The organism is Deltaproteobacteria bacterium (genome assembly GCA_016218975.1).
In the GTDB taxonomy this organism is placed as follows: domain Bacteria; phylum Desulfobacterota; class Deferrimicrobia; order Deferrimicrobiales; family Deferrimicrobiaceae; genus JAENIX01.
The window spans coordinates 1-11,403 of sequence record JACRCO010000042.1 but is presented as its reverse complement, the minus strand read 5'-3'; the positions used below and the strand labels follow the sequence as shown (position 1 = coordinate 11,403).

At 62.4% G+C, this 11,403-nt stretch carries 11 protein-coding genes; 2 read left to right on the top strand and 9 right to left on the bottom strand.

Going from position 1 to position 11,403, the window contains the following annotated elements:
• Positions 1–16: 16 nt before the first annotated feature.
• From HY896_06080 to HY896_06055, 6 genes are read right to left on the bottom strand one after another with little or no spacing between them, the layout of a single operon-like run.
• On the bottom strand, positions 17–1,126 hold the full coding sequence (locus HY896_06080; protein ID MBI5575916.1) for a metal ABC transporter permease: 1,110 nt from the start codon (positions 1,124–1,126) through the stop codon (positions 17–19).
• Positions 1,123–2,259 carry a metal ABC transporter permease gene (locus HY896_06075; protein ID MBI5575915.1) on the bottom strand — a complete coding sequence of 379 codons (1,137 nt, stop codon included), beginning with the start codon at positions 2,257–2,259 and terminating at the stop codon, positions 1,123–1,125. Before HY896_06075 ends, HY896_06080 begins: the two co-directional genes overlap by 4 nt.
• A 12-nt stretch (positions 2,260–2,271) precedes the next feature.
• Positions 2,272–3,078, bottom strand: a complete 807-nt coding sequence (locus HY896_06070) for a metal ABC transporter ATP-binding protein (GenBank protein ID MBI5575914.1) — start codon at positions 3,076–3,078, stop codon at positions 2,272–2,274.
• Position 3,079: 1 nt separating this feature from the next.
• Entirely contained in the window at positions 3,080–4,081 is a 1,002-nt protein-coding gene (locus HY896_06065) for a zinc ABC transporter substrate-binding protein (protein ID MBI5575913.1), read from the bottom strand.
• Between the two features lie 27 nt (positions 4,082–4,108).
• Positions 4,109–5,269, bottom strand: a complete 1,161-nt coding sequence (locus HY896_06060; GenBank protein MBI5575912.1) for a sensor histidine kinase — start codon at positions 5,267–5,269, stop codon at positions 4,109–4,111.
• Positions 5,262–6,635, bottom strand: a complete 1,374-nt coding sequence (locus HY896_06055; protein MBI5575911.1) for a sigma-54-dependent Fis family transcriptional regulator — start codon at positions 6,633–6,635, stop codon at positions 5,262–5,264. Before HY896_06055 ends, HY896_06060 begins: the two co-directional genes overlap by 8 nt.
• Positions 6,636–6,879: 244 nt before the next feature.
• Between HY896_06055 and HY896_06050 the strand changes: the two genes are divergently transcribed.
• Both HY896_06050 and HY896_06045 read left to right on the top strand, forming a co-directional pair.
• Positions 6,880–7,242 (top strand): hypothetical protein, encoded by a 363-nt coding sequence (locus HY896_06050; GenBank protein ID MBI5575910.1) that lies wholly within the window; start codon positions 6,880–6,882, stop codon positions 7,240–7,242.
• A 25-nt stretch (positions 7,243–7,267) separates the two neighbouring features.
• Complete coding sequence (locus tag HY896_06045; GenBank protein ID MBI5575909.1) at positions 7,268–7,528, top strand: hypothetical protein; 261 nt, start codon at positions 7,268–7,270, stop codon at positions 7,526–7,528.
• Positions 7,529–7,573: 45 nt separating this feature from the next.
• Here the strand turns inward: HY896_06045 and HY896_06040 are convergent, their stop codons facing one another.
• The 3 genes from HY896_06040 to HY896_06030 form a co-directional block, all read right to left on the bottom strand.
• A complete protein-coding gene (locus HY896_06040; protein ID MBI5575908.1) occupies positions 7,574–8,014 on the bottom strand; it encodes a response regulator in 441 nt (146 codons plus the stop codon).
• A complete protein-coding gene (locus HY896_06035; GenBank protein ID MBI5575907.1) occupies positions 8,011–8,853 on the bottom strand; it encodes a hypothetical protein in 843 nt (280 codons plus the stop codon). The genes HY896_06040 and HY896_06035 overlap by 4 nt, the downstream gene beginning before the upstream one ends.
• A gap of 293 nt (positions 8,854–9,146) precedes the next feature.
• Positions 9,147–11,171 carry a PAS domain S-box protein gene (locus tag HY896_06030; protein MBI5575906.1) on the bottom strand — a complete coding sequence of 675 codons (2,025 nt, stop codon included), beginning with the start codon at positions 11,169–11,171 and terminating at the stop codon, positions 9,147–9,149.
• Between the last annotated feature and the right edge of the window lie 232 nt (positions 11,172–11,403).

Here is an 11,403-nt window from a genome sequence, read left to right as displayed (position 1 = left end):
GTGGGGAAATGCGGATTCAGCCAACCATCGCTTTCCTGGCGGCACCGCGCCCGTCTTCGGTAAGGAAGAGGTAACCCCTGATCCGGGTGACGAGCCCGCGCCGTTCCGCGGCCGCGACTGCCCTTTCCGCGAAAGAAGATTCCCATTTCAGGCGTTCGTGGAGGTGTGACACCGTGTTCTCACGCATGGCCTCGGGGAGGCCCTCGTGGTTGTACAGGTGGACGGTCAGCATCGTCTGGGCGAACTCCAGGCGCTGGCGTCGCCGCCGTGTGACGAGGGCGACTATCCCCCTGCCCGGGGCGAACAGGCAGGCAAGCCCGAAGAAGATTCCCGTCATGGATGCCATCGAGCCGGCGATCGAAGCGTCCAGAAGGTGCGCGATCCAGTAGCCCGACACGGCGCTCGCGACTCCGAAGAGCATGCTCAGTAGAAGCATCCGGGAAAGGCGCTCCACGAGCATATAGGCCGTCGCGGGCGGGGCGATCATGAGGGCGACCACGAGGATCGATCCCACCGCGTCGAAGGCGCCGACGGCAGTCACGGAAACCAGCGCCATCAAGGCGTAATGGATGAGCCCCGGCGCGAATCCGAGAGCGCCTGCCAGACCGGGATCGAACGTGGCCACCTTGAGCTCCTTGTAGAAAACGCCGATGAAGATGACGTCGAAAGCGAGAATCCCCGACATAAGGTATAAACCCCTGGGGCCAAGATCATAGCCGAACGCCTCGAGCCGGTTGAACGGGGCGAACGCCAGTTCCCCCAGCAGGACGGCGTCCACGTCCAGGTGAACGCTGCCGGCGTGTCGGGCGATGAGTATCACGCCGAGGCTGAATAGCACCGGAAAGACCAGGCCGATTGCGGCATCCTCCCGCACCCTCCCCGAGCGGCTCACAAGCTCCACGAGGCTCACCGTCAGGACGCCGGTCAATGCGGCTGCCACTGCGAGCAACGGCGAGGCCAGGTCCTTCGTCACGAAGAACGCCAGGACGATCCCGAAAAGGATCGCGTGGCTGATCGCATCGCTCATCATTGCCATCCGGCGCAGAACCAAAAAAACTCCGACAAGCGCGCACGCGGACGCGGTCACCGCGGCGATGAGCAGGATCTCCAGTTGGGGGACGGTCATCCTTCGCTCTCCTCCCCGCCGGAAATGCGTCTCGCCTCCTTAAGCCCCCGCGGCGTGATCGCCCACCGGTTGGCGTCCACTTCGCGGGCCAGCCCCTTCTCCCGGAGCGCCTCCAGGCTCCGATCCACCCCCCCGTGGCCGAGGCTCATGGCGCGAAGGACCTCGATCGGATGACCGTGGTCCGGTTCCTCGTGCTGCTTCGCCAGGACGTAGAGATCGCTCAAGACCGCATCCGTCTGCAGCCGTCTCCGGCCGGCGCGCTCGCGGACCGCTCCCCACAGCAATCCGCGGTTCGGCGCGAACAAAAGGGACACGAAGACGAGGAAGCTTAAGGCAAGCACGATGGTCGGGCCGGTCGGCATGCGCGAGGCGCTGCTGCTGATCAGGACTCCGCAGACACCCGAAAGCGCGCCGAAGAAGCCCGAGATGGCGACCATGGCGCCCAGCCGGTCGGTCCACTGCCTCGCCGCGGCAGCCGGAGCGACGACCATGGCGCTCATCAGGACGACACCCACTGTCTGCAGACCCGTCACGATGGCCGCGACCAGTAACGTCGTCAGCAATATATCGAGCGGCCGGGTCGAAAAACCCAGGCTCTCGCCGTAATCCGGATCGAAACTCAAGAGCTTGAACTCCTTCCAGAAGGCCGCCACCAGGACCAGGATGGCCGCCCCCGGGACGGCGATCGTCGCGAGGTCCCTCCGCAGCAGGGTGGCTGCCTGCCCGAAGAGGAACCGGTCCAGCCCTGCCTGGGCGGCCACCGGCATTCTCTGTATATAGGTAAGCAGGACCAGCCCGAAGCCGAAAAAAACGGACAGGGTCAGACCCAGGGCGCTGTCGTACTTGATCCGGGTGTTTCCGACGATCCCCATGACCAGGAGCGTTCCCAGCCAGCCCGCGGCAGCGGCGCCCAGAAGGAGGGAAGCGGTCGATTTGCTCCCCGTAAGAAGGAAAACCAGGGCGATGCCGGGGAGCGCCGCGTGGGAGATGGCGTCTCCGAGCAGGCTCTGTTTCCGAAGGACTGCGAAGGAGCCGAGCACGCCGTTTACGATCCCCAGGGCGGCGGTGCCCAGGGCCACCGACTGCAGCGTGTAATCCGTGGCCAGGTTTCTTATTATCCCCGTTAACTCCACGGAAAAGCCCCTTTATCCGCCATCCTCGGGGCCTGCGAAAGTCTCCCCGGGGGCGTGGTGGGTCAGGTAGGATACGCGCCCTCCGTAGGCGAGCCGCAGGTTCCGCTCGGTGAACACCCGGCCGACGGGGCCGCTGTCGATGCGGCGCACGTTGAGAAGCGTCACCCAGTCGAAATATTCGGGGACGGTCTGAAGATCGTGATGGACCACGACGACGGTCTTCCCTTGAGCGCGCATCTCTTTCAGGAGAGCCACGATGGCCCGCTCGGTCGTCGCGTCCACTCCCTGGAAGGGTTCGTCCATCAGGTAGATCCGGGCGTCCTGCACGATCGCCCGCGCCAGGAATACCCTCTGCTGCTGGCCCCCGGAGAGCTGGCTGATCTGGCGGCCGGCGAACTCCTCCAGCCCCACCTTTTCCAGCGCCTCCAGGGCGAGAGCGCGCTCTTCACGGCCCGGTCGACGAAGCCAGCCCAGGATGCCGTACCGCCCCATCATGACCGTGTCGAGGACCGTTGTGGGAAAATCCCAGTCCACGCTGTTGCGCTGCGGCACGTAGCCCACCAGCCGCCGCATCGAATCGTACGGCTTTCCGAAGATGGAGACGGTGCCCGCCACGGGCCGGATCAGCCCCATGACGACCTTTATCAGGGTTGTTTTTCCCGCTCCGTTGGGGCCCACTATCGCCATTAGCACGCCGGGAGGCACATCCATGTCCACGTCCCACAGGACCGGCTTGTCCCCGTAGGCGACGGTCAGGTCCTCCACCCTGACGGCCGGCTCCGCTCCTTCGCTTTCGATAAGGTCTTTTTCCGGCGCCATTTCACTTTCGCGCATCGATCCCCCTGACTTCCAAAGAAGCTCCCGTCCCTCCCGCGGGCGTTCCCCCCAGGGCCGAAACGATCGTATCGACATTGTGACGCACCATTCCGATGTAGGTTCCTTCCTTCGTTCCGGGATCCCCCAACGCGTCGGAATACAGGCTCCCCCCGATCCGCAGCCGGAACCCCCCGGCCTCTACCGCCTCCTGGAGCGCCTCGATGTAACGGACCGGGACGGAGGTCTCTACGAAAACGGCCGGGATCCGGTTCGCAAGGATCAGCCGCACCAGCGCCTGGATGTCGGCCGTTCCGGCCTCGGCCACAGTACTGATCCCCTGGAGGCCGCGCACCTCGAACCCGTAGGCCCTTCCGAAATAATTGAATGCGTCGTGCGCCGTGATGAGCACCCGCTGCCTCGGAGGCACTCGCGAAGCCTGCTGCCGGACATAGCCGTCCAGCCCGGAAAGCTTTTCCAGATAAGCCCCTGCGTTCTTTCCGTAGGTTTCCGCGTGCGCCGGGTCCATCTCCGCGAGCGCCCGCGCCGCATGCGCCGCCGCTTCCCTCCAGAGAGTTACGTCGAACCATACATGGGGATCATAGGCGCCTTCGAACTCGGGAGGGCTCAGGAGCCGCTCCCGTGGAATCCCGTCCGTGACGGCGACCGTCCTCACCCTTTTCCCCATCCGCTCGAAGACCTCCGCCATCTTCCCTTCCAGATGGAGGCCGTTGTAGAAGATGACGTCCGCGGACGCCATGCGGATGACGTCTCCCTCGCTTGCCTTGTACAGGTGCGGATCGACACCGGGGCCCATGAGGGCGGTCACCTGCACTCTCTCCCGGCCGATTTCCCGCAGGAAATCCGCGATCATCCCCGTGGTGGCTACGGCGCGGATCCGCCTTCCGGAAAGATCGACTGCGGCAGGCTCGCCGGAAGTCCGCACACGCTCGCATCCCGGAGCGGACACGAGCGCAAAAAGAAGGGCCAGCGCGGTCATCCGCCGCATCGGGCTGTCTCCCTCTCCCCCCACGTTTTATCCGCCCGCGGGAAGCGCAAGTGAGAACTCCACCCCTTTCCCTTCGGGCAGATTGCGCACCGAGAGGATGCCGTCATGCTGGTCCGCGATTCGCGATCCGATGGACAATCCGAGGCCCGTTCCGCCGTCCTTTGTGGTGAAGAAGGGGTCGAAGATCCGTTCGAGCCTGTCCTCCGGGATCGGAGGGCCGTCGTTGGTCACACGTACGGTGTAGATCCGTTTTCCGCCCTGCCGCTCCCGGTCGATGGAAAACAGAAGCTCCCCGCCTCCCCGGGGGGCCATCGCCTGGATTCCGTTGATCGCGATATTGAGCAGCAGTTGCGTCAACTGGTCCGCGTCGCCCATCACGACCGGAACGTCGTCGGCCGTATACGGCAGCACGACCGTGATCATGCCTTCCTTGCGCGCCTGCGCCGCAACGAGTGACGAGACGCGTCCGACGACCTCGCGAAGGTCCAGGGGGCGGCGGTCGGAAGGCGCCGGGCGGGCGAAGGCGAGGAACCTTTCAGCCGTCTGCGCCAGCCTGTCGATCTCCCCGATGTGGAGGTCGAGCATCCGGCGCTCGGGCGCATCTTCGGGCACCACGTCCCGCAGTATTTCCGCCGTGCCCTTCATCGCGTGCAGCGGGTTCTTGATCTCGTGGGCGATCCCCGCGGTCAACTCCCCGAGGGCACCGAGCCTGCCCGCCCGGATGAGCTGCGATTCGATCCGCCGCTGCTCTTCCAGCGCTCCTGAGAGTTCCTTTGCCAGCTTCTCCTGCTTCTCCCTTTCCTTGCGCTCCCGGTCCACAAGCAGCCCCGCCACCACGGCAACGGTGTTGTAGAGCAGGATCTCCAGCCCCTTCTCCAGCGCGTCCGCAGGGTCCTGGGACACCAGGCTTGTGAAGGCGTGGGGGAAGTAGATGAGGGAGGCGAAAACCGATAGAGTGATCCCGCCGCGCACACCTCCCGAAAACGCCGCGAAGAGGATCGGCAGGTAATAAAGCCGCCGCGCCACATCGTGGACCCAACCGTGATGCGATGGCGTGCGATAGTGAAGTATCGTGATGAGGAGGCAGGGCAGCCAGGCCGTAAGGAGCATCCGCGCGGAAAAAACAGGCCGGAGGTCGGAAAGAATCGCCTCGCCGAAGGTCCTGGCCCCTTCGGGCTTCTCATCCATCGCGGCGGATCCCGTGCTTCTCTATCCGGTAGACGAGGATGTGCCGGGGGATGCGAAGGTACGCGGCTGTCTGTGTGATGTTCCCTCCCTTCAGGCGTAACGCGCGTTCGATGACCCTCTTCTCCAGGTCCACGAGCGACAGGCCGTCCGGAGGAAGAACGGGCCATTCGTCGGCGCCTTCCGCGGCCGACCCGTCTTTCCCGCCTTGCGTCCCCTGCCCCGCAGGAGGGAGATCGTCCATAGAGACATCGTCCCCGCGGCAAAGGATCGCCATCCTCTCGCAGGCGTTCGACAGCTCGCGGACGTTGCCGGGCCAGGGCCGTCGTTTCAACTCCGACATGACATTCGAAGGCACGGTCAAGTCCCGGCCTTCGCCGAGCCCTTTCATGAAATATTCCACCAGCGGCGGAATGTCCTCGGGCCTCTCCCGGAGGGGAGGCACGCGGATTTCGACGACGTTCAGCCGGTAGTAGAGGTCTTCCCGGAAGGCGCCTTCGCGGATAAGCGCAGGCAAGTCCCGGTTGGTCGCTGCCACGATCCGGACGTCGACATGAACCGGCCGGTCGCTTCCAACCACGTCGACCGCGCGCTCCTGGACCGCCCGAAGAAGCTTTGCCTGGAGAGGGAGAGGGATTTCGCCGATTTCATCGAGAAAGAGCGTTCCGCTCTCCGCCTGCCGAAACCGGCCCGCACGGTCGCGCACCGCGCCCGTGAACGCGCCGCGGGCGTGGCCGAACAACTCGGACTCGAGGAGTTCCCCGGGGATCGCCGCACAGTTGACCGCCACGAACGGACCCTCCGCGCGCCGCGACCGCACGTGGATCCGCCTGGCGACGGCTTCCTTCCCCGTGCCGCTCTCTCCGGTGACAAGAACCGTGGCTTCGGTCCCGGCAACCCGGTCGGCGATGGAGATGACCTGTTTCATCGCGGGGGAGGCGCTTACGATTTCCCGTTCGATGCCTCCTGCGCGTATACGAAGATCGCGCACTTCCGTGGCGAGCCGCCTGCGCTCGAGCGCCTTTTCCACGGAGTGGAGAAGCTGGTCGCGGTGGAACGGCTTGCCGATGAAGTCGTAGGCCCCTTCCTTCATCGCCTCCACTGCCGTCTCTACGTTCCCGAACGCGGTGATGACAAGCACGGGAGTGTCCGGGGCCTGCGAGCGGATCCTGCGCAGCACATCGATCCCGGAGATGCCCGGCATCTTGACGTCGGTTATGACGAGAGCGAACCTGTCGGAGGAGAAAGCGTCGAGCCCCTCCTGCCCGTCGGAGGCGGCGACGACCTCGTATCCCGCCTTCCGGAGATTGAAAAGGGCCACCTCCCGTCCGGCCCGGTCATCGTCTATGAAAAGTATGCGCTCGGCCATCGCCCATTCCGAATGCTGGAATTTCCTGTCTTATCGGATAAGTATGTCAATTGTCAGTCCGAATCACAATCGGGCATCCGACGGCGGCAACAGGCGGAGCGGTGTGCGGCTGCGGGGAATTTCCCGCGAAAAAAAAATTTGCCTGCCCCCCCTTGCGCCGGGAAAGAGACTTGTGGGATCATATTAAAAAACATAACTGATTAACCCAACCGGCCCGTCACGGCATTTTTTACGGTGGTTGCTTATGGCAGTGGCTCCGTCCGATATTTCTTCCGTTCTGTCGAGCATAATAGCCTTGGGAGCGAACGGCGGGGAACAGATTTACCTTCCGAAAGTCCACGCCGTTTTGCACCACATGAAGCAGCATAACCGGATGCTCGCAGGGCTGTGGTTTTCCATCACCGGCAGCGTATTCTATTCACGCGACATCGAAAACGTTCTTCGGGACCTTTCCTTCCAGGGCATCCTGAAGATCGAGGAAGGCTCCGTCGCCGTCGTAAAGAAAAACACGCTGCTCCGCGACCGGATGCGGCGTCTGCTCCCCGTCCGCCAATACCGAAAACTTCTCAGGGTCTCCCGGAACTTCCACGCACGCATGACACAATGACTTCCGCAGGAAAGGAGGGATATCCTTGACCGCCGAAGATTCGATCTTTTTCGGGATGATTATTGGCGTTGCGTTGTGGGCGGCGGCGATCGGGGGTATCGCGATCCTCGGCGCGTGGCTTCTGGTCCTGTTCGGTGCGAATATCCGGACAACCGGAGATATCGGGGACGTCGGAACACAAGGCGCCAAAGCGGTATCGGGTGCCACGTCAACTGTCACGGAACCCGCGGAAGAGGGCGGGAAGTTGGACGAGTGGGAGTCGGATCGCCGGGACCGCGCTGCCTGAGACGCATTTACCGGCGGCCCGCCTGTCTCACCGGGACGTAAACCTCTATTTTCCGCCCGGCAGCGTTACGATTTTGAACCAGAAGTCCGCAATGGCCTTGAGCACCTTCATGTACTGGTCGTAGTCCACGGGCTTCGTGATGAAGCAGCTTGCATGGTTTTCGTAGGAACGGACGATCTCCCTGTGGGAGCTCGAAGTCGTCAGGACGATCACGGGAATTTTTTTTAATGCGCTGTCCCTCTTGATCTCCGACAGAGCCTCCAGGCCGCTTTTCCCCGGGAGGTTGAGATCGAGCACGATCAGGTCCGGCAGGCTTGCGCCTTCCTTCCTCAGAACGGCTACGGCCTTCTCCCCGTCTTCGGCTATGGTCAAACGATGGGGTATTCCGTTCTCCCTTAACGCTTCCTCGATCAGCCCCACATCGCCGGGGTTGTCCTCGACAAGGAGCAGGCTGATCTGTCTCGCCGTTACGGTTGAGGCGCTCATCTCCCCTCCTCCCTATCGGGCAGGGAAAAGCGGAATACGCTTCCCTTCCCCGGCTGTGAATCGACCCAGATCCGGCCTCCGTGGCGCTCGACGATCCTTTTGCAAAGGGCAAGCCCGATTCCCGTCCCGGGGTATGTTTGCCGCGTATGGAGACACTGGAATATGATGAATATCTTGTCGTGGTATTCCTGCTTTATCCCGATTCCGTTGTCGGAGACGCTGAAGGTCCAATGGTTCCCGTTCCTCGCCGCGGTTACGTGAATCCGCGGCGGCTCCCCGCTCCGGAACTTGATGGCGTTGCCGATGAGGTTCTGGAAAAGGTGAACCATCTGGGTCGCATCGGCCGCGATGGCCGGTAGTGGATTCACGGTTATGGCCGCCCCGGTCTCCCTGATCGCGGCCTGGAGATTATCCATAGCACGCTCCAGAACGGAGGAAAAAGGCGTCATCGAAAACTCGGCCCCCTGGGACCTGACCCGGGAATAGGTCAACACGTCCTTGATGAGGCTTTGCATCCGCTTGACGCCGTCGACCGCGAACGCGATGTAGCGGTCGGCGTCCTCGTCGAGTTTCCCCTGGTAGCGGCGCGCCAGTATCTGGGTGTAGCTTGCGACCATCCGGAGCGGTTCCTGGAGGTCGTGCGAGGCGACATATGCGAACTGTTCCAGCTCCTCGTTGGACCTCTCCAGTGCGATCCTCTGTTCCTTCAACGCCTGCTCGGCGAGCTTGCGCTCCGCCACTTCCCTTCGCAGCTCCAGGTTGGCGGCCTCGACCTTGTTCTTCTCCGCGTCGAAATCCTCCAGTATGTTCAGGACCGCCTTCTGCGCGGATTCGAGCATCTGCTTTTCGGCCCCCGCATCGTCGAGGATGTTGAGGATAGCCTTCTGCGTCGCTTCGAGGCGGGCCTTCTCCTCCGTGAGGTCGTCGAGAATGTTCAGGACGGCTTTCTGAATCGCCTCCAGCCCGAACTTCTCCGATCCCGCGTCCTCCAGTACGTTCAGGATCGCCCTTTGCGTATCACGAAGCTGCTCCTTTTCGGCGCGGAAGTCCTCGAGGATGTTGACGATCGCCCTCGAATATTCCTCGAGGTCGACTCCCCCGAAATGCCGCAGATCCTGTACTGCGGGATATCTCACTGGGTGATCGCTTCCGAGGGCACGCGTTTTTTAAGTTCTTCAATATCCTTTTTAAGCTCGATCATTTTCAGCTCGCGCCCCACGGTTAGCTTCTGGAACCGCTCGAGCTCGGCCAGCCTTTCAAGCTCCTTGGTCCGCTGGTCCGCCACTTCCGCCTCGGCTCTTTTCTGAGCTGTTACGTCGCGGGCGGCGGCGAAAACCCCGAGCACGTTGCCCGGGGCGTCCTTATACACGGAGGCGTTGTAGAGAACATCCACAAGGTGGCCGTTCCGGTGACGGATCGTCAGGGGGTAGTCGGTGACGAACCCCTTCGAGAAGACCTGCTGGTACCCCTCGCGTGCCTTCTCCGGCTCGGTGAAGTAGTCCGAGAAGTCGGCGCCGATGAGCCGCTCGCGGGGGACGCCCGTTACCTTGATCGTGGCCTCGTTCACGTCGGTAATCTTCCCCTCGGGGCTGATCGTGACCAGCGGGTCGAGCGACGCTTCGATCAGGCTTCGAGCGTACTGGGATGCCTGCTTCTGCTCCGTCACGTCGCGGGCGGCGGCAAACACCCCGAGCACGTTCCCGCGGGCATCCTTGTAAACGGATGCGTTATAGAGAACGTCGACCAGGTGCCCGTCACGGTGGCGGATCGTCAGGGGATAGTCGGTGACGAACCCATTCGCGAAAACCTGCTGGTACCCCTCGCGCGCCTTCTCGGGCTCCGTGAAGTAGTCCGAGAAGTCGGCGCCGATCAGTCCATCGCGGGGGACGCCCGTTACCTTGATCGTGGCCTCGTTGACGTCGGTGATCTTCCCCTCGGGGCTGATCGTGACCAGCGGGTCGAGGGAGGCCTCGATGAGACTTCTGGCGTACTGGGAGGCCTGCTTCTGCTCGGTGACGTCGCGGGCAGCGGCGAACACCCCGAGCACGTTCCCCCGGGCGTCCTTGTACACCGAAGCGTTGTAGAGAACGTCCACCAGGCGCCCGTCCCGGTGACGGATCGTCAGGGGGTAGTCGGTGACGAACCCCTTCGCGAAGACCTGCTGGTACCCATCGCGGGCCTTCTCCGGCTCAGTGAAGTAGTTCGAGAAGTCCGCCCCGATGAGCTTCTCACGGGTGATGCCTGTGACCTTGATCGTGGCCTCGTTGACGTCGGTGATCTTCCCCTCGGGGCTGATCGTGACCAGGGGGTCGAGGGAGGCCTCGATGAGGCTTCGAGCATACTGGGAGGCGGCGTGGAGCTGTTCATCCGCTCTCTTGCGCTCGGTAATGTCGCGCGCGATGGAGGAAACACCGACCAGGTGGCCGCGCTTGTCGAAAATGGGAGAGACCGTGAGGGACACGGAGATCGTCTTTCCGTCCTTGCGCAGGCGGACCGTTTCGTAGTGTTCCACCCTCTCCCCGCTCCGGATCTGGGCCAGGATCAAGTCCATTTCGTCCGGGCGTTCGGGGTGGATGATGATCGAGATCGGCTTTCCGACGATTTCCTCGGCGGAATAGCCGTAGATAAGGTCGGCCGCGCGGTTCCAGCTCATTATTATTCCGTCGGCGGTCTTGCTGATGATTGCGTCGTCTGAAGAATCGACGATGCTCGCCAGGAGAGAGGTCCTCGAGTCTATTTCCGCCTCAACCCGCTTGCGCTCTGTAATGTCGCGTGCGATCGAGGATACGCCGACAAGCTTGCCGGATTTGTCGAAAACGGGAGAGACGGTAAGGGAGATGGCGATCGTCTTCCCGTCTTTCCTCAAACGGAACGTTTCGTAGTGCTCGACCCGCTCGCCGTTACGGATCTTGGCCAGGATGAGATCCATTTCGTCGGGCCGGTCTGGATGGATGATCATGGAGATCGGCTTCCCGACGATCTCCTTGTCGGAATAGCCGTAGATCAGCTCCGCCGCCCGGTTCCAACTCAGGATGACGCCGTCGGGGGTCTTGCTTATGATGGCGTCGTCGGAGGAATCGACGATGCTCGCCAGGAGCGAAGTCCTGGGATCTTGTGTTTCCCCCTTACGGTTCTTTCTGCGCAATGCGGATTGCATATCCGTTTCCTCCTGCGGGTACGTCTCGGACCGCGCGTCTTGTCATTCGCCAACGCGAGGCCCTTATTATCGCGACACATTCCTGCCAAAGAACGTCATGATGGAAATTCCGGGAATGATAAATTTGCTTTATTATATTATTAAACGTTGTTTGAATTAGGAATAATCTGCAGAGACGTAATCGCTCCGGGAGGAAGACACGCCATTATTGGAACGTGAATCCCGCACAATG